At 68.6% G+C, this 18,678-nt stretch carries 16 protein-coding genes; 5 read left to right on the forward strand and 11 right to left on the reverse strand.

From position 1 onward, the window contains the following. Positions 1-14: 14 nt before the first annotated feature. A complete protein-coding gene (ybeY, locus tag I6N91_RS02435) occupies positions 15-488 on the reverse strand; it encodes an rRNA maturation RNase YbeY (RefSeq protein WP_198810331.1) in 474 nt (157 codons plus the stop codon). After that, entirely contained in the window at positions 485-1,546 is a 1,062-nt protein-coding gene (locus I6N91_RS02440; protein WP_198810332.1) for a PhoH family protein, read from the reverse strand. The genes ybeY and I6N91_RS02440 overlap by 4 nt, the downstream gene beginning before the upstream one ends. A gap of 435 nt (positions 1,547-1,981) precedes the next feature. Between I6N91_RS02440 and I6N91_RS02445 the strand changes: the two genes are divergently transcribed. Next, positions 1,982-2,971, forward strand: a complete 990-nt coding sequence (locus I6N91_RS02445; protein ID WP_198810333.1) for a GerMN domain-containing protein — start codon at positions 1,982-1,984, stop codon at positions 2,969-2,971. Between the two features lie 20 nt (positions 2,972-2,991). Here I6N91_RS02445 and I6N91_RS02450 read toward each other — a convergent pair whose 3' ends face one another. From I6N91_RS02450 to hrcA, 3 genes are all read right to left on the reverse strand, one after another. Beyond that, positions 2,992-3,741: a 16S rRNA (uracil(1498)-N(3))-methyltransferase gene (locus tag I6N91_RS02450; RefSeq protein WP_198810334.1), complete on the reverse strand. Its 750-nt coding sequence runs from the start codon at positions 3,739-3,741 to the stop codon at positions 2,992-2,994. 2 nt (positions 3,742-3,743) lie between these two features. Continuing rightward, positions 3,744-4,871: a molecular chaperone DnaJ gene (gene dnaJ / locus I6N91_RS02455; protein WP_198810335.1), complete on the reverse strand. Its 1,128-nt coding sequence runs from the start codon at positions 4,869-4,871 to the stop codon at positions 3,744-3,746. Positions 4,872-5,031: 160 nt separating this feature from the next. Then, on the reverse strand, positions 5,032-6,045 hold the full coding sequence (gene hrcA, locus I6N91_RS02460; protein WP_198810336.1) for a heat-inducible transcriptional repressor HrcA: 1,014 nt from the start codon (positions 6,043-6,045) through the stop codon (positions 5,032-5,034). A 160-nt stretch (positions 6,046-6,205) separates the two neighbouring features. Between hrcA and I6N91_RS02465 the strand changes: the two genes are divergently transcribed. Beyond that, positions 6,206-7,060 carry a DUF3097 family protein gene (locus I6N91_RS02465; RefSeq protein ID WP_198810337.1) on the forward strand — a complete coding sequence of 285 codons (855 nt, stop codon included), beginning with the start codon at positions 6,206-6,208 and terminating at the stop codon, positions 7,058-7,060. A gap of 78 nt (positions 7,061-7,138) precedes the next feature. After that, the gene (locus I6N91_RS02470; protein WP_198810338.1) at positions 7,139-7,558 is read left to right on the forward strand and encodes a DUF4870 domain-containing protein; all 420 of its coding nucleotides are present in this window, start codon (positions 7,139-7,141) and stop codon (positions 7,556-7,558) included. Positions 7,559-7,603: 45 nt separating this feature from the next. Here I6N91_RS02470 and hemW read toward each other — a convergent pair whose 3' ends face one another. Together hemW and lepA are read right to left on the reverse strand one after the other, a co-directional pair. Beyond that, positions 7,604-8,833 (reverse strand): radical SAM family heme chaperone HemW, encoded by a 1,230-nt coding sequence (gene hemW / locus I6N91_RS02475; RefSeq protein ID WP_198810339.1) that lies wholly within the window; start codon positions 8,831-8,833, stop codon positions 7,604-7,606. Between the two features lie 36 nt (positions 8,834-8,869). Beyond that, entirely contained in the window at positions 8,870-10,723 is a 1,854-nt protein-coding gene (lepA, locus tag I6N91_RS02480) for a translation elongation factor 4 (protein WP_198810340.1), read from the reverse strand. Positions 10,724-10,866: 143 nt separating this feature from the next. On the opposite strand from lepA, the gene I6N91_RS02485 reads away from it, so the two are divergent. Together I6N91_RS02485 and rpsT are read left to right on the forward strand one after the other, a co-directional pair. Continuing rightward, positions 10,867-11,355, forward strand: a complete 489-nt coding sequence (locus I6N91_RS02485) for a type II toxin-antitoxin system PemK/MazF family toxin (protein WP_198810341.1) — start codon at positions 10,867-10,869, stop codon at positions 11,353-11,355. Positions 11,356-11,540: 185 nt separating this feature from the next. Further along, positions 11,541-11,801: a 30S ribosomal protein S20 gene (gene rpsT, locus I6N91_RS02490; RefSeq protein WP_120165482.1), complete on the forward strand. Its 261-nt coding sequence runs from the start codon at positions 11,541-11,543 to the stop codon at positions 11,799-11,801. A gap of 193 nt (positions 11,802-11,994) precedes the next feature. Here the strand turns inward: rpsT and holA are convergent, their stop codons facing one another. From holA to I6N91_RS02510, 4 genes are all read right to left on the reverse strand, one after another. Continuing rightward, a complete protein-coding gene (gene holA / locus I6N91_RS02495) occupies positions 11,995-13,005 on the reverse strand; it encodes a DNA polymerase III subunit delta (RefSeq protein WP_374058900.1) in 1,011 nt (336 codons plus the stop codon). Positions 13,006-13,101: 96 nt separating this feature from the next. After that, the gene (locus I6N91_RS02500; RefSeq protein ID WP_198810342.1) at positions 13,102-14,337 is read right to left on the reverse strand and encodes a low temperature requirement protein A; all 1,236 of its coding nucleotides are present in this window, start codon (positions 14,335-14,337) and stop codon (positions 13,102-13,104) included. Between the two features lie 292 nt (positions 14,338-14,629). Continuing rightward, a complete protein-coding gene (locus tag I6N91_RS02505; protein ID WP_198810343.1) occupies positions 14,630-17,104 on the reverse strand; it encodes a ComEC/Rec2 family competence protein in 2,475 nt (824 codons plus the stop codon). Further along, on the reverse strand, positions 17,101-17,628 hold the full coding sequence (locus tag I6N91_RS02510) for a helix-hairpin-helix domain-containing protein (protein WP_307843207.1): 528 nt from the start codon (positions 17,626-17,628) through the stop codon (positions 17,101-17,103). Before I6N91_RS02510 ends, I6N91_RS02505 begins: the two co-directional genes overlap by 4 nt. Positions 17,629-18,678 lie beyond the last annotated feature (1,050 nt).

The raw sequence follows: 18,678 nt of genomic DNA on the forward strand, positions 1-18,678 counted from the left end.
AAGGAGCGAGATGATCAAGCCCGGGTCTCCCGGGGAGCCTGCCGGCCGAGGAAGTCGCTGAGGAGCTGGCGCTGCAGTCCGAACATCTCCTTCTCCTCCTCGGGTTCCGCGTGGTCATACCCCAGCAGGTGGAGCATGCCGTGGGTGGTCAGGAGCAGCAGCTCCTCCTGGGTGGAATGGCCCGCGGCGGCGGCCTGCGACTTGGCGACCTCCGGACACAGCACGACGTCACCCAGCACCCCTGCCGGGGTGATCCGGCCCGGCGTGCCCGGGCGCAGCTCATCCATCGGGAAGGAGAGCACATCGGTGGGGCCGGGTTCGTCCATCCACTCGACGTGCAGGCGCTCCATCGCCTCGGTGTCCACAAGGATGATCGACAGGTCGGCGTCGGGGTGGACGAACAGGCTGTCGATCAGGAAGTTCCCAAGCCGGACAAGCGATTCCTCGTCGACCGCGACACCGGACTCGTTGTTGACCTCGATGCTCATTTGGTCCCCGTCCTAGCGCGGCGCACCGACGTCACAGCACCGTCGGCGGCCGACTCCCGCTCGGCCGTCTGCGCTTCGTCCCAGCGGCTGTAGGCGCTGACGATGTCGCCGACGAGGCGGTGCCGGACGACGTCGGAGGCGTCGAGTTCGCTGAAGAACACGTCGTCGACCCCCCGGAGGATGTCGTTGACGATGCGCAGGCCCGACTTGGTGCCGCCGGGAAGGTCGACCTGGGTGACGTCGCCGGTGACGACCATCTTCGATCCGAAGCCCAGGCGGGTGAGGAACATCTTCATCTGCTCGGGCGTGGTGTTCTGCGCCTCGTCGAGGATGATGAACGCGTCATTGAGGGTCCGGCCGCGCATGTAGGCCAGGGGTGCCACCTCGATGGTGCCTGCGGCCATGAGCCGCGGGATGGAATCCGGGTCGATCATGTCGTGGAGCGCGTCGTAGAGCGGGCGCAGATAGGGGTCGATTTTATCGTTGAGCGTTCCCGGGAGGAAGCCGAGCCGCTCCCCCGCCTCGACGGCCGGGCGCGTCAGGATGATCCGGTTGACTTCCTTCTGCTGCAGGGCCTGGACGGCCTTCGCCATGGCGAGGTAGGTCTTGCCGGTGCCTGCCGGTCCGATGCCGAACACAATGGTGTTGCGGTCGATGGCATCGACGTAGCTCTTCTGGTTCAGGGTCTTCGGCCGGATCGTCCGTCCGCGCGAGGAGAGGATGTTCATCGAGAGCACATCCGAGGGCCGGCCCACGCTCTGGGTCCGAAGCATCGTGATGAGCTGTTCGAGGACCTGCGGATTGACCACGGTGTTGTTGAGGGCCATCGTGCGGACCTCGAACATCAGCCGTTCGGTGCGCAGGACGTCGGCGGCGGGTCCGGTGATCGACAGTTCGTTGCCGCGGGCCTGGAGGTTGATCCCGGGGAAGGTCGCCTCAATCAGCTTGAGCGCTTCGTCGTTGGTGCCCAGGGCCTGAACCATCTGTTCCCCGGAGTCGAAGTGCACAACCCTCGTATCGAGCCCCGCTGCGTTTATACCGGTTGAAGATTCGCTCATAGTACGGCCGTACGGCCTTCAATCGCCCCTTGTCGCTGTCTTCCGCCACGGCTGCTGGTGCCCCGCGCTGTTATGGATTCCGCCCCTGCCGCGGGGTCCGCTTCCTGCCGGTTCCGGTGTCCCAGCTCCGGCGGAGCATGCTCGCCCGCCCCCTAATCTTACGTCATGGTGTGGCGGCAGTGACTGTTTTATGGGTCCGGCAGGCACCGGGGGCGCTGCCTGGAGCGAACATACCAAGTCCGCAACATCTCGGTATCGATACCGTTTCAGTCCGCGCAATGGACCGACTCAGAGGCTTCGACGGCCCCGCGCTGTGCAACGCTTGACCTATACGCCGTCCCCGTAGGAACCGGCGCAGAAACCCGCAGTCCGTGCCGCACAACGGCTTCACCGGAACGGCGCACAGCATACCGATCGGTGAAGGAGGCCCTCAGCATGAATTCACGGGATCCCCTTCGGCGGAGCCGCCTCGGCCTCCGCGGCCTCCTCGTTCCCGCAGCCGGCGTCCTGCTGTGCACCAGCGTGCTGCTCCTGCCGGCCTGCACCCCCGATCCTCCGGCTCCCCCGCAGTCCGGGTCGTCGAACGTCCTGCCCGCCGGGCCGCTTGCCGAAGCGGGCAGCGCCTCCGGCGAGCAGATCGGTTCCGATGGCATCCTGCCCGTGTACTGGGTGGGAGACAGCAGCGGATCGGCCCTGCTCTACCGCGAGTTCACCGGTGAGGCGGCGCCGGAAAGCGTCGGTGACCCCATCGCCGACGCGGTGCGCCTGATGACCGCCGGCCGCCCATTCGACCCCGACTTCCACAGCCTGTGGGAGCCCGCCTCCATGGTGACGACCTCGATCTCCGCGCGGAACGTCATCACCGTCGACCTGTCCGCGGACGCGTTCCGGCCGGGGCTCCACAGCTCACGGGCCCACCTGGCCATCCAGCAGCTTGTCTTCACCGCCACGGCGGCGGCCGCCAATGCCGGCCTGATCGGCGCCGGGGAGACGAGCAGCGTGGTGCTGCTCGTCGACGGCAAGGCTGGTTCCAGCGGTCCTGCCGGGGCGGCCCTCGACGGCGAGCTGCGTCGCGATCCGTCCCTGGTTGCGCCGGTATGGATCATCAACCCGCAGGACGGCGACGTCCGCGACCCTTCGACCGTCGTCGTGTCGGGCTCCGGCCGGTCGGATTCGTCCACGCTGAACTGGCGGATCACCTCGCTTGACCGGCTCAAGGGCGGGATCATGCCCACACCGGGCCAGCGCGTGCCGGGGGCGACGGTGAAGGAAGGCAAGGCCGAGCTGGACGGCTCCCCGGGCACCACCGGGGAGTACGAGTTCACGGTGGCGCTGCCGCCGGGGCGCTACGAAATCGCGGTGTTCCGCCTCGGCGCCGGCGACGCCGAGGAATTCGCCGACACCAAGACCATCGAAATCAAGTGAACGGCCGGGTGGCCCTGCCCCTACCAGCGGGCCAGCAGGTGGTTCAGCAGCACCAGGGCGGCGGGACCGGCCGAGGATGAACGCAGGACGTGCGGACCCAGCCGGGCGGCGGCCGCTCCGGCCTCCTGCAGGGCCAGCAGCTCGCGCTCACTGATCCCGCCCTCGGGCCCGACGATGACCGCCGTCGTGCCGCCCTGGGAGGGTCCTGCCGCGAGCAGGGCCAGGCCCTCTCCCGCGGTTTCCGAGAGCACGAACACCCGGTCGAAGCGTGCGGACCAGGCGGGGAGCCGCCCCGAGTCGAGCATGGGGTACACCTCGGGAATCCACGCCCGCCGGGACTGCTTCGCCGCACCGGCGACGACCGCCTCCCATTTCCGCTGCCCCTTGAGGGCCTTCTCCGCCCGCCACCTCACGATGCTCCGCTCGGCCTGCCACGGCACGACCGCATCGACGCCGAGCTCGGTTGCGGCCTCGATGGCCTGCTCATCACGGTCGCCCTTCGCCAGGGCCTGGATCAGTACCAGCTTTTCCCGTGGAGGCTCCTCCTGTTCGGCGGACTCGACGCGGACCGCGAGCGTGCCCGCACTCCCGTCGGTCACCGTGCCCCGGAGCCGGAAACCGGCGCCGTCGGCCACGTCGACCCACTCACCCGGGGCGAGGCGGCGTACCGTCGTAGCGTGGCGCCCCTCGTCGCCGCCGAGGACGAACACCGAACCCACGCGGGCGGACCGCACGGCGGCGGGCTCGCCGAAGAACAGCGGATAGGTCACTGCTAGAGGTTCCCCAGCCGCTCCCGCAGCCGGGCGAAGACCCCGGAGCCGCTGCTGGCCAGCTGACCCTCGGTCGACTCCTCGCCCCGCAGCTCGGCGAGGCGGCGCAGGAGTTCCTCCTGGGCGGCGTCGACGTTGCGTGGGGTCTCCACGTTGAGATGGACCTGGAGGTCACCGCGTCCCTGCCCGCGCAGGTGGGTGACGCCGAGGCCGCGGAGGGTGACGACCTCACCGGACTGGGTGCCCGGCTTGATGGCGAGCTCCTGCTCCCCGTCGAAGGTGTCGAGGTTCACCGAGGTGCCCAGGGCGGCCGCCGTCATTGGGACGCTCATGGTGACATGGAGGTCATCGCCGTCGCGCAGGAAGGTGCTGTCGGTGTTGACCCGGATCTCGATGTAGAGGTCGCCCTGCGGGCCGCCGGCGGTGCCGGCCTCGCCCTGGCCGCTGAGCTGGATCCGGGTGCCGGTCGAGACGCCGGCCGGAATCTTGATGGTCAGGCTGCGACGGGCACGGATGCGGCCCTCGCCCTTGCACTCGTGGCACGGGTTGGGGATGACGGTGCCGAAACCCTGGCAGGTGCCGCAGGTGGCGCTGGTCATGACCTGGCCGAGGATGGAGCGCACGGCCCGCTGGACCTGGCCGGAGCCGCCGCAGATGTCGCAGGTCTGCGGTGAGGTGCCGGGCTGGCAGCAGGTCCCGTCGCAGGTGGGGCAGACGGCCGCGGTGTCGACCTCGATCTTCTTATTGATGCCGAAGACCGCGTCCTTGAGGTCGATCCGCACGTTGATCAGTGCGTCCTGGCCCCGGCGGGTGCGCGAGGGCGGGCCGCTGGGGCCCCCTCCTCCGAAGAAGGTCTCGAAGATGTCCTGGAAGGCGAATCCAGAGCCGGAGTAGCCCGAGCCGAAGCCGTTGTCGGTTCCGTTCTCATTGCCGGTGGTGTCGTAGACCCGCCGCTTCTGCGGGTCGGAGAGCACCTCGTAGGCGTGGCTGACGCGCTTGAACTCCTCGGAGGCATCCGGGCCCGGGTTCACATCCGGGTGGAGCTTGCGCGCGAGCTTCCGGTAGGCCTTCTTGATTTCCTCGCTGCTCGCGCCCTGCGACACACCGAGCGCCTCATAGTGATTACTCACTCCTGCACATCTCTTCCTGTAGAACACGTTGTTCGGCTGACCGGCGTACCTGCCGGCCCGGGTTCCGGGTCCGGCCGACGTCGTGTGTCAGCCTTTGCTATCCGGCCGTGTTATCCGGCCTTGTTTTGCTTTACTGTGCTTATCCGGCTTGGTTCATGCGCTATTCGGCGAGGACCCGCGACAGGTACCTCGCCACCGCCCGCACCGCCGCCATCGTCCCGGGATAATCCATCCGGGTGGGACCGAGGACGCCGAGCTTCGCTGTGGCGTCCGGCCCGTAGCCGGTGGCGATCACCGACGCCTCCGAAAGACCTCCGTAGGGGTTCTCGCTGCCGATCCGGACCGAGATGCCGCGGGCGTCCTGATCCATCTCCGAGAGCAGCCGAAGCATGATCACCTGCTCCTCGAGGGCTTCGAGCACCGGTCCGATACTGAGGGGAAAGTCTACTGTGGATCGGGCCAGGTTCGCTGTCCCCGCCATCACAATGCGGTCCTCACGGCTCATTCCGCCGAGACTCTCCAGGGTGGAGATCAGCGCCGCTCCGGCGGCACCAAGGGCCGGCGGCAGGACGGCGGCCGCTGCGGCGAGCTCTTTGGGCAGGGAGGACAGCGCCACCCCGGTCACCCGGGCCAGGATCCGCTGCTTGAGCTCGGCCAGTTCGGCTTCCTCGATCGGCGAGGAGACGGGGACGACCCGCTGCTGCACCGTGCCGTTGGTGGCGATCAGGACCACGAGGATCTGCCGGGGCGCCAGGAGCACGAATTCGATATGCCGGACGGCGGCACCGCCGAGCCGGGGGAACTGGACCACGGCCACCTGGTTGGTCAGCTGCGCCAGCAGCCGCACGGTGCGGTCCATGACGTCGTCGAGGTCGCCGGCGCCCTCGAGGAGCGTCTGGATGGCCCGCTTCTCGGCCGCCGAGAGGGGCTTCACGTCGGAGATTCGGTCAACGAACGTCCGGTAGCCCTTGTCCGTGGGAATGCGTCCCGAACTCGTGTGGGGGGCGGTGATCAGCCCCTCCTCCTCAAGCACGGCCATGTCGTTTCGGATGGTCGCCGAGGAGACACCGAGCCGGTGCCGGTCCACCAGGGCCTTCGACCCGACCGGTTCCCGGGTATGCACGTAGTCCTCAACAATGGCCTGCAGCACTTCGAGCCGTCGTGGTTCGCTCATCTCGTTCACCTCCGCAGTCGCGTTGAAATTGGGCGGAGCGCCCCGTCCCTGGTTAGCACTCGACACACCTAAGTGCTAAGTCTAGTACGTTCAGGACGATTGTTAGCATTGGAAAGACCGGCAGCAACTGTGCGTCGGCGCACACGGAAGCGAGATCAGGGTGGCCGACTTCGCCTGGGGGGCCCAGGACATTTCCGCCCCCAAACGCACTGTCCTGCCGGAGGTTCCGGCCGAGCCCGGCCTCGTCCTCGAAGACGTCCAGAGCGGCTTCGTGGGCGCCGTCGTGCGGGTGGAAAAGTCCGGCGGACTCCATGTGATGGTCCTCGAGGACCGCCGCGACAAGCGTCGGACCTTCCGGCTGGGGCACGGTTTCCTCGTCGACGGCGACCCCGTGAAAGTCGTCGCCCCTACGGCCGCTCCGGTGAAGTCATCCACGCGGACCGCCTCCGGTTCCGTCAAGGTTGAGGGCGCCCGGGCCCGTGTCGCCCGGGCGAGCCGGATCTGGGTCGAGGGCCAGCACGACGCCGAACTGGTGGAGAAGGTGTGGGGCGAGGACCTGCGGCTTGAGGGGATCGTCGTCGAACCCCTTCATGGTGTGGACGACCTGGCCGGGGCGGTGAGGGCCTTCGATCCCGGTCCGCAGCGGCGGCTCGGGATCCTGGTGGACCACCTCCTGCCCGGAACGAAGGAGTCGCGGATCGCCCAGGAGGCGATGGCCCTGCCCGGCGCCCGGGGCAACGTCCTGATCGTGGGGCACCCCTACGTGGATGTGTGGCAGGCGGTCAAGCCCGGCGCGCTGGGGCTCGCCGCCTGGCCGGTGGTCCCGCGCGGGCAGGACTGGAAGACGGGCATCCTCGCCGGACTCGGCTGGCCCTCCACGGACCAGGCCGCCGTCGCCCACGGGTGGAAGCGGATCCTCGGCAGCGTGAAGTCCTATGCCGACCTCGAGCCGTCCCTGCTGGGCCGGGTCGAGGAGGTCATCGACTTCCTCACCGCCGGCTCTCCCGGATCCTGATGCCGCCGGCGCGCGGCAGCAAGTACCCTTAGAGTAAGTCCCGGGGTCAACCCGCCTCGCTGCAAAGGAAGAAACTCGTTGCCAAACACTGCCGATCAACCCCAGAACTCCGGAACTGGCGGAAACCGGTCTGCTTATGAAGGAGCACCCGCCACGGCCCTGCCCCTCACGGCGCCCCAGGACCGGCAGTTTGCGACGCTGGCGCATTTCGGCGGCATTCTTGGGTTTGTGCCGTCCCTGGTGATCTACCTGATCTTTAAGGACCGCGGCCCCTTCACCGCCCAGGAATCGAAGGAGGCGCTGAACTTCACGCTTCCCCCCACTCTCCTGGCCTTCGTGGCGTGGCTGCTCTCGCTGATGCCCGTGCTCGGTGGGGTGTTCGCGGTCGTCAACGCGCTGATCTGGGTCGGTATCGCTGTGTGCTCCGTAGCCGCCGGCATCCAGGTCAACCGGGGCAGGCCCTACCGGTACGCGTTGAACCTGCGCCCGCTGCGCTGACCCGTTCCGCCTCCCGGCCAAAGCCGGGAAACCGTCCCTGCGCTCCTAGTCCGGCAGGAGGCGGCGCACAACGGCGTCGGCCATCAGCCGGCCGTTGCACGTCAACCGCAGCCGGCCGCGGATGGCATCCGCCCCTTCGATGAGGCCGTCGGCGATGAGCCCTGCGATGGCGTGCCGTCCCGCCGGCTCAAGCCGGTCGACCGCAAGCCCCTCGCGCAGCCGCACCCGCAGCAAGACGTCCTCGACGTACCGGTCGTGATCGCTCAGCACCTCGCGGCCCGCTGCGGGGGAGGTGCCGGGCGTGAGCGCGGCGGCGTAGGCCCGGGGATGCTTCACGTTCCACCAGCGGACGCCGCCGACGTGTGAGTGAGCGCCCGGTCCGGCGCCCCACCAGTCGTCTCCCCGCCAGTACGCCAGGTTGTGGCGGCACTCGTCGGCGGGGGTGCGGGCCCAGTTGCTGACCTCGTACCACTGGAGGCCGCCGGCGGTGAGCAGTTCGTCCGCGAGGGCGTACTTTTCGGCGTGGTCGTCGTCGTCGATCGGTGGCACCTCGCCGCGGCGGATCCGCCCGGCGAGCTTCGTCCCGTCTTCGATGATGAGGGCGTAGGCGGAGATGTGGTCCGGCCCGTAGGACAGGGCCGTGGTCAGCGAATGCCGCCAGTCCTCAAGGGACTCCCCCGGTGTGCCGTAGATCAGGTCGAGGCTGACCTTCAGGCCGGCGCGCCGCGCCCAATCGACGGCCTGCGGGACCCGCTCGGGCGAGTGGGTCCGGTCGAGGACCTTCAGGACATGGGGAACAGCCGACTGCATGCCGAAGGACACCCGCGTGAAACCGGCCGCCGCGAGGATCTGCAACGATTCCTCGGTCACCGAATCGGGGTTCGCCTCGGTGGTGACCTCCGCGCCCTCGACCAGCCCCCACTGGGCCACGGCCTCGGAGAGGATGCCGGCGAGGTCCGACGCCGGAAGCAGGGTCGGGGTGCCGCCGCCAAAGAACACCGTCGAGAGCGGCCGCCGGGGCACACCGGAGGCGTCAAGCGCCTGGCCGGCCAAAGTGAGCTCCTGGTGGACTGTCCCGGCGTACTGGTCCTGGGAGCCGCCGCCGCCCAGTTCGGTGGCGGTGTAGGTGTTGAAGTCGCAGTAGCCGCACCGGACGGCGCAGAACGGAATGTGGACGTAGAGTCCGAAATTCCGTTCAGCCGCGCCCTCGCGCGCCTGCTCGGGCAGGACTCCGTCCGACGGCGCCGGGAGTCCGAGGGGCAGTGCGCTAGGCACCGGATCCCCTCCGGATGGAGGGGGTGTTTCCAATCGTCACTTCTTGGCTTTGTCCTTCGACTCATCGGAGGACAAAGCCGCAATGAAGGCCTCCTGGGGTACTTCGACCCGCCCGACCATCTTCATGCGCTTCTTGCCCTCCTTCTGCTTTTCGAGAAGCTTGCGCTTCCGGGTGATATCGCCGCCGTAGCACTTGGCCAGAACGTCCTTGCGGATGGCGCGGATGCTTTCGCGGGCGATGATGCGCGATCCGATCGCTGCCTGGATGGGCACCTCGAACTGCTGGCGCGGGATGAGCTCGCGCAGCTTGCCCGTCATCATGACGCCGTAGGCGTAGGCCTTGTCACGGTGGGTGATAGCGCTGAAGGCGTCGACCTGCTCGCCCTGCAGGAGGATGTCGACCTTGACGAGGTCCGACACCTGGTCGCCGTCGGCCTTCCAGTCGAGCGACCCATAGCCGCGCGTCTTGGACTTCAGCAGGTCGAAGAAGTCGAAGACGATCTCGGCCAGGGGCAGCCGGTACCGGATCTCGACGCGGTCCTCCGACAGGTAGTCCATTCCACCAAGCACGCCGCGCCGCTGCTGGCACAGCTCCATGATGGCGCCAATGAATTCCGACGGCGCCAGTATGGTCGCCGACACCATGGGCTCGCGCACCTCGGCGATCTTACCCGCCGGGTACTCACTGGGGTTGGTGACCTTCAGGACACGCTTGTCCTCAAGGGTCACCTCGTACTCGACGTTCGGCGCCGTGGAGATCAAATCGAGGTTGTACTCACGCTCGAGGCGCTCGCGCGTGATCTCAAGGTGCAGCAGCCCGAGGAACCCGACGCGGAATCCGAAGCCCAGCGCCGCTGACGTCTCGGGCTCGTAGACGAGGGCGGCGTCGTTGAGGGTGAACTTCTCGAGGGCGTCACGCAGCACCGGATAGTCAGTACCGTCGAGGGGGTAGAGACCGGAGAAGACCATCGGCTTCGGGTCCTGGTAGCCGCCCAGCGACTCCGCCGCAGGCTTCGCGAGGTTGGTAACCGTGTCCCCCACCTTGGACTGGCGGACATCCTTCACGCCGGTGATCAGGTAGCCGACCTCGCCAACGCCCAATCCCTTGGACGGCTTGGGCTCCGGGGAGCTGACGCCGATCTCGAGGAGCTCATGGCTCGCGCGGGTCGACATCATCTGGATGCGTTCGCGGGGGCTGAGCTTCCCGTCAACCACCCGCACGTACGTCACGACGCCGCGGTAGGTGTCGTACACCGAATCGAAGATCATGGCACGGGCCGGTGCGTTGGGATCCCCGGTCGGCGCCGGAAGGTCGCGCACGATCTTGTCCATCAGGGCCTCGACGCCGACGCCGGTCTTCCCGGACACCATCAGCACGTCCTCGGGCTCCCCGCCGATGAGGCTCGCCAGTTCCGCCGCGTACTTCTCCGGCTGGGCAGCCGGCAGGTCGATCTTGTTCAGTACGGGAATGATCGTGAGGTTGTTTTCGATCGCCAGGTACAGGTTTGCGAGCGTCTGCGCCTCGATGCCCTGCGCCGCGTCGACGAGCAGGATCGCGCCCTCGCACGCAGCGAGCGACCGGGAAACCTCATAGGTGAAGTCGACGTGGCCGGGCGTGTCGATCATGTTGAGGGCGTACGCGGTGCCGTCGACCTCCCATGGGAGCCGGACGGCCTGGGACTTGATCGTGATGCCACGCTCACGTTCGATGTCCATCCGGTCCAGGTACTGGGCCTTCATGTCACGCTGCTCCACCGCGCCGGTGAGCTGGAGCATCCTGTCCGCCAGCGTGGACTTCCCATGATCGATATGAGCGATGATGCAGAAGTTCCGAATGATCGCCGGATCAGTGGCGGCGGGCACCGGAGCGGTGCGGGCCATGGGTGACACGTGGGTTCCTCACTCTTGCGGGACGGTTGACAAGGGACCGATCGTCGTCGGGCATCCGTTGCCCTACTAGTGTCCCACGCCCTGTCCTTACCGGCCGAACGCAGCGCCCGGGGCAACGGGCAGTGCCCCGCTACTGTGGATCCATGGCAATCGATGCTTCCGCACTGCTCCGATGGTCCCGGGCGGCAGCGCGCCTGCTGCGGCGCGCGTCCTCCCCCACGACGCCGGCGGGCAAGTCCGGCCCCGCAGCGACGCGGCGGCTTCCTGCCCGCGGGCGCTTCACCTACTCGCCGCGGCCCGACGGCCGCCCCGACCCGGGCGAGATCGTCTGGACCTGGGTGCCCTACGAGGAGAACCCGAGCCAGGGCAAGGACCGTCCCGTTCTACTCATCGGGCGGGACCGGCGGCAGCTTCTGGGCCTTGCGCTCACCTCGCGGGACCGCAACAACGGGCGCTCCGCCGACGCGCGGTACGTGGACATCGGCACGGGACCCTGGGATCCGAAGCGCCGCCCGAGCGAGGTGCGGGTGGACCGGATCCTCCGCATCGAGCCGGCGGCCATCCGGCGCAACGGCGCTGTCCTCCCGAGAGCCGCATTCGACGCCGTCGTCGGGCGCATCCCGCGCACCTGACGGGGCCCGCCAGGCTCCGCCCACCGCAGGACCGGTCGAACTCTGCTAAGATAGCTAGCTGTGTGTCCGCGCAGGTCGACGGGCACTTTGGACCAATCGCCACACGGTATCCCCACGCCGCTCAGTTCATGGTTGGACCGAAATTCCCTCACGACCAGTCCGCAATACAAAGAAAGTTCTCATACGTGGCAAATATCAAGTCCCAGAAGAAGCGCATCCTCACCAGCGAAAAGGCGAGGCAGCGCAACAACTCGGTGAAGTCCGAGCTCAAGACGGCGATCCGCGCGGTAACCACCGCCCTGGATTCCTCTGATAAGGACGCCGCCGCGGCCGCGCTGCAGACTGCCAGCCGCAAGCTCGACAAGGCTGTCAGCAAGGGTGTGCTGCACAAGAACAACGCAGCGAACCGCAAGTCGGCCATCTCCAAGAAGGTCAACGCGCTCTAAGCGTTCCCATGGTTTTTACGCTTGTGGCCGGTCCCTCGGGACCGGCCACAGGTCTTTAACGGACCTGCCCGCTTAGAGTCCGGCCCATTTAGGGTCCTGCTCATTCACGGCCCGCCCAATGACGGCCCGGCACAGCGGCCGCCAAGGAAGCCGGGGTCCGGCCGGACGGACTGCGCCGGGCTGCCTCCGGCGCTCAGCGGTCCCCGAGGGCGATGATGGTGACGGCGCGTTCCACCGCATACACCGGATCCCGCGACCCGCCCTTGACCTGGGCATCGGCGTCGGCGAGGGCGCGCACGCACCGTGCGAGGGACTCGGAGGAGAACCGCTGGGCTTCCCGGCGTGCCTGGTCGACCTGCCACGGAGCCATGCCCAGCGATCGCGCCAGCTGGGCGGAGGAGCCCGACGCCCCGTGGACCTTTGCGACGGCACGGACCTTCATGGCGAGGGCCGCCACCAGCGGGACCGGATCGGCCCCCGTCGCCAGGGCATGGCGCAGCATCGACAGGGCCTGCGCCGTCCGCCCGGCGAGGGCGGCGTCGGCGACCTTAAAGCCGGTCGCCTCGACCCGGCCTCCGTAATACTTCTCCACCGCTTCCGACGTGACGTCCCCGACGGTGTCGGCAATCAGCTGCTGACACGCCGCGGCGAGTTCGGAAAGCTGCGATCCGACGGCGGCGACCAGGGCACGGACGGCGTCCCCGTCGATCCGGCGCCGGGCGAGCCGGAACTCGGCGGAGACGAAGTCGGCCTTGTCTGCGTCCTTCTTCAGCGGTTGGCAGTCGACGCTGACTCCGCCGCTCGCGGCAATGGCGTCAAGGAGCTTCTTGCCGCGGTTACCGCCGCTGTGCCGCAGCACCAGCACCACGTCCGGCGCCGGATCCGCGAGGTAGGCGAGGGCATCCTGAAGGAAGTCATCGTTCATTGAAGCGAGCCCGGCGACCTCAATGATCTTCCAGTCCCCGAACAGCGACGGGCTGGACTGCAGGCCGAGACTGCCGGCACCATAGGCGGCGGCATCGAGGGTGACGAGTTCCGCACCGGGCTGGGCGGTACGCACCTGGGTGCGGATCAGCTCGGAGGCCTTTGAGGCCAGGTAGTCCTCCGGTCCGCTGAGCAGGACGACGGGCGCCGGGCGTGCCTCCCGCCAGGACACCGTTTGGGATTTCCCCGAGGGGCGGCTGCTGCTTGACTTGGTGGCCACGATACCTTCATTCCTGCTCGAACTGCTTACCGACCCACTGTGCCATGCCGCCGACCTCCGGCAAAGCTACCCACAGGCCCACCCGCCGCAGCGCGGCTAGTCGATGGTTGCAGAGTTCTCTCCGTTGTCCTCACTGGTGCTGTCGTCGAGGGACCGGGTGCGGTAGTCCCACACGATGACTGCCAGCAGCACGGCGTTGCTCGTCCAGTTCATGGCCAGCGGCGAAAGAGCATTCGAGGCGGCGACGAGGCCTGCGAGCGCGAGGATCCCGGCGATATGGGATACCAGCCACGGCCGGCCGATGGCTCGTTTGAACAGGAGGTTGCCGAGCAGATAGACGGATGATGCCGTCAAAATCAGCAGGTTCGTCGGAATGTACTGATCCTCAGTCCCGATGTTGTCGCTTGGGTGAAGCAGGACGAGTTCATCTGCAACTGCGGTAAGCACGAGCCCGAGGACGAGGACCACGGGAGCCCAGGTGTACGCCGATCGGGCGACCATGGCCGAGTTCTGGGAGGCGTTGATGAAGCGCCGGCCCCGGCTCTCGTCGTGGGCGAAGTACAGCAGCCACATCAGAACAGTACTTGCGAAAGCCGAGAGGAAGGCGCTCACCTGCGTCGGATTGCCCTCGAGCTCGCCGAATGCCGTGCCCGTGACGATGATCGTTTCCCCCAGAACCACGATGATGAATAGGCCCGTGCGTTCGGCCATGTACTCCCCGGAGACGGTCCATACGGACGGCGCTGTCGATCCCAAGACCGGCAGCCAGTAGCGGAAGAGGGGTGCCACCAGGTCGATCGCGATTGCCGCGGCCCAGAAGTACAGGCGATCCTCGGATGGAGCGAGGCCGCCGAGGATCCAAAGCACGGCCGACATCGCGAACCAGGTCGACGTCCGGATGTAGCTCAGGCTCAGCGCTGCATCATGGTGACGTAGCGCGGTTACCATCAATACTGCGCGACCGAGTTGGAGACTTGTATAGCCCAGTGCGAAGATCAGCCCCCGACCTTCGTCGAAGGCCTCCGGTATGGCGCTGGACATCAGCAGGACGATCAGCATCGCGGCGATGAGCACCACCCGGATCAGCGACCGCTCCGGACTCAACCAGTTCATCGACCACGTCGTGTACACCCACACCCACCACATGGCCATCGTCAGCACGAGGGTCCGGGTGAAAGTTCCGCCGTCCGGATGTTCGATGAGCCCGTGGGAGATCTGTGTGATGGCAAAGACGAAGACGAGGTCGAAGAACAACTCGACGAATGACACCCGGTGCGACTCAGCGTTCGAGCGTGAGCGCATGAGGGAGGGTCGGGACGTGGGCGACGACATGGGGATCCTAGCGGTGGAATGGCCGGGCGGGCAGTGGGCCATTCCACAGTAGGATCCGGCAGGCGAAGTGCAAAGCCTGCAGACGCCGCTCGACCGGGGTCAAGGCCCTCCTGCGAGCGGGAACTAGTGAAGCCAGACGAGATGCAGCTTGTCCGGGCTCATCATCCACATGAGCTGAGAGGCGCCATCCTCCCCGGAAGTAAGGGCGATTGCCGTCGTGACCCTGCCGTTCTCAGCGGGCGTGGCACAGGGTTGCCCATTCAATTCGACTCTTCGAAGCCCGGTCGATTACTCAGTCGGTCAGGGTCCTCACCTCCAGGCCTGCAGTGCCGAGGGCAATGGTGAAGGTGCCGAGCCGGTCGGTGCGCGCCGCGTAGACGGACTGCCGGCGCAGGTCGGCCACCACCTGCGGATGCGGGTGGCCGTAGTCATTGCCCTCCCCCGATGAGATGAGGGCAACACCGGGGCGCAGCGCCTTGATGATCGCCGTGCCGCCGTTCCGGGCGCCGTGGTGCGGAACCTTGAGGACGTCCACCCCGGCCCGGGCCAGCTCCGGATACCCGGAGAGCAGCCGCCGCGAGGCCTCCTGCTCAATGTCGCCGGTAAACAGCACGGTAGCCGGCCGCACGGGACCAGGAATCTCGACGAGGAGCACGGCACTGGCGTCGTTCTCGTTGCCATACCAAGCCCCGGCCGACGGACCCGAATCGGCCGGACCGGTGCGCGGCCCGGGCGGCCACAGCGCTTCCCACTGCACTCCCCCGGCCCGGCCGAAGTCTCCGGCGGCGATGCGCACCGGTTCGAGCCCTGCGGCCCGGGCGAGGACACTGAGCTCACGGGGCAGTGACGGTTCACCCGATGAGTAGCGCAGTTCCCCCACCTGCCGTCCCTCGAACACCCCGGCCGCCCCCGCGTAGTGGTCCTCGTGGAGGTGGGTGACCACCAGCAGGTCCACCACCGTGACCGCCAGATCCGCAAGGCATTCATCCACTGCACCGGGATCGGGACCCGCGTCGATGACAAGGGCGCGCCCGGGCCCGGTATTGACCACGAACGCGTCGCCCTGCCCGACGTCGCAAGCGGCCACCACCCAGCCCGCCGGGACACCCGACCGGGGCTGGAGCAGGATCACTCCGGCGGCCCCCAGGGCGCAGCCGATCACCAGGCACAGAGCCGCGGCTCCGAACCGGACCACCGCCCGGCGTGGTCCGGCTGCACGCTGCGGGCGCACGGCGGCGGCGACGGCGAGCACGACCAGCAGGGACAGTGCGGCAGCGAGGGCGGCGCCGGGCGCCCCCGGCAGCCAGGGCACCTGCGCGAAGGGCACACCGCTGCCCACCCGGGCAACGGTGGCCACCCAGCCGGACCCCAGCTGCCCGAGCGCCAGAAGCGGTTCCGCGGCGGGCGGCCAGACGGCGATGGCGGCAACAGCGAGCATCCCGGCGATCGTCACGAACGGCACGACCGGCGCCGCGGCGACATTGGCGGGCACCGCATAGACGGACAGGGAGGGCTGCAGCATCACCAGCAGCGGCGTGCAGGCCAGTTGGGCCGCCACCGGCACAGCGAGCAGCCTGGCGGCCCAGACCGGGAGGACCGCTGCGAAGCGCGAGGAGAGGAGCGGCCCGATGAGGATCAGCCCCGCTGTGGCCGACACGGACAGCAGGAAGGCATAGGAGGAGTGCAGCCACGGGTCCGCGGCCAGGAGCACGATCACTGTCAGGAACAGCAGCGGCAGGGACATCCTCCCCCTGCCGGTCAAGACAGCGAAGATCCCGATGGCTCCCATGACCGCGGCGCGCAGCACACTCGGTTCGGGGCGGACGAGGAAGACAAAGGCACCCAGCGCGAGGAGCGCGGCACCTGCGGCGGCCGGCCGGGGCAACCTCGCCGCGCGGGCAGCCAAAAAGGCAAAGGCCAGCACGTACGAACAGTTTGTGCCGGACACCGCGGTGAGGTGGGTCAGACCGGTGGCCTTCATCGCCTCCTCAAGCCGATCATCGAGCACCGAGCGGTCTCCGATGGCCATTCCGGGAAGCAGCCCGCCGTCTTGCGCTTCACGGGCGAGAGCCCGGCTGCTGAATTCGCGGCGGAGGTCCCGAGTGAAGTTCTCCGCTCCCCGTGCAGGTTCCACCACGGGTGGAGCGGCCGGAAGGAACACCGCCACCTCCCTGCCGGGCCGGTCAGGAGAGCGCAGCCTCCCCAGGGAGCGCACCGTGTCGCCCCTGCCGATCCGCTCCCAATGCCCGTCCCCGAATACCACCACGGGCGACGCCGCAGTGAAGGATCGCCCGGAGCGGGAGCCCGCGGCCACTATGGCGCGCAGGATATAGCGAGCTTCCCCGTAGTCGGCCCGAACAGGAGCGGCATCGCTGGACGGGCGGAGGATGACGGTGACGAAGGCCTTCTCGCGGGCCGCCTCGTCCACAGGACCCGCAGTGAACCTTGCAAGGCTTCCGCTGGCCGCGAGCATGACCAGGCACCCCGCGGCCAGCGGCAGGAGAAGCGGGACCAGCAGTGCCGCAGCGACCCGCCCGCGATATGCAAAGCAAAGCAGACCGGCGGTCAGGCCCGCATACGCGACCACGGCACCCCAGGCTGAGGCTTCCTCCGCCGGCAGCCGGGTCGCCAGCGCCGCGGCCGTCCATGCCGCGGCGGCGGCCGGGGCCAGGCGGAAGTCGGTCGGGAGGTCAGGTTCCCGCGGCGGAACGGCCTGGGTCGATGCGTCGATGCCGAGGAAGGCCCGCGGTAGTGCACGCCAGGTCACCGCACCACCACGAGGGGCAGCATCGCCTCGAGCAGGGCGGGCCCGATCCCCGGGACGGCGTCGAGATCCTCGGCCCTTGCGAACGGCCCGTGTTCGGTCCGCCACGCGATGATCCGCTCCGCGAGGACCGGGCCCACGCGGGGCAGCATCTCCAGGGCGGGGGCATCGGCGGTGTTGAGGTTGACCATGCCCTCAGGCATCCCGGCGCCGGCGCCCCCGGGCCCCGTTCCGCCTCCCGGCATCCGGCCGCCGGTCACCGGCCCGCCGGAGACCGCCGGTGGCCCCGGCGGAGCCGCTTCGCCCTTCCGCGGCACGTGGACCTGGCCCCCGTCCACCACGACGGCGGCCAGGTTCACTGCGGCGAGGTCCGCCTCCGGAGTGGCACCCCCGGCCAACTCGAGCACTTGGTACAACCGATAGCCCTGCGGAACCTCCCGCACCCCGGGCGAGACCACCGCGCCGGTCAAATGCACAAAGACGCCACCCGTCTCGTCTGCCGGGTCATCCCCTTCGCGGGGCGTCACCCCGCTGCCGTCGGCAAAATGACCTTCGGATCCGGCGGTTCCTGGCGCAACCCCGTCGGCTGACGGCGGGCTTGGCGGCGCTGGTCCCTGTGTGGAACCGGACGCTGCCTCCGTGCTCCGCACCCTACCCCGCTCCGTCTCCTCCCCGGAGCCTGACCGTTGCTCCTCGGACGAGAGCGGGATGGTCGCAACCGGCGGCGCAGCCTCGCTGCGGACGAAAAACAGTCCAGCGCCCAGGGTCAGCGCCAGAGCCAGGAACACCAGGGAGGCCCCGCGAGCCGCAGCCCACCGGCGGGTCCGCGGAGGCGCCACCTCGGCCCCGACCTCGGCTAGGTCATCCGGACTGCCACGGCGCGGCGGGCCACCCGGGCCGGATGACGTTCCGGCAGCCTCGCCGGTCACGGCGACGACGGTATCTGACGAATCGTCGGAACTGTCGGCGGTTGAAGCGGACGTGCCGCTCGACGCCTCGCTCACGGTGCCGGCCGCCGGTCCCGGCTCTGCGGTGCCGCCGGCATTGGTAGCGGCGGCGCGACCCGCGCGGCCCGGCGGAAAGGCGCCGGCTGAGCCACCGCCCCCGCCCGCGGCAGGTCGCAGAGGGAAAGTGGCAGCGGTGGTGGCCCAGCGGTGTCGTGGCATAGGCCACGGTAGGCACGAGCCCCGAGTGGGGCGGCCCCGCGCTGGCGCTATGTGGATAACGGGCGGGATGGATTGCTGTCCGCGGCCGTCGGCTCCACCCTCTGGACGCACGTCACCGAATCGTGGATTGCCGTGCGGCGCATCCGGCCATCTGGAGGTAGGCAACGACACGGAGGGCGTCCGGGAATCATCCAAGCGAAGGTTCGGGCCCCGACCGTGACTTTCGGCCCTAGCAGGAGCCGGTCCGGGAGCGGACGCTGAAAGTACGTCAGGTTGAAGGGGGCGCCCCGAGAGGGGCCGCGACGCCAGGACCAGCCCCGGGCGCGCATGGCGCTTGCTGGTCACCCGCCCATCGGGCACCGGTGTCCACGTCCGAATCCATCACGTGGCCGTCGGGCCCGGGCATCCCGG

Origin of the sequence: Arthrobacter sp. MSA 4-2 (genome assembly GCF_016405885.1) — a bacterium.
Taxonomy (GTDB): Bacteria; Actinomycetota; Actinomycetes; order Actinomycetales; family Micrococcaceae; genus Arthrobacter_D.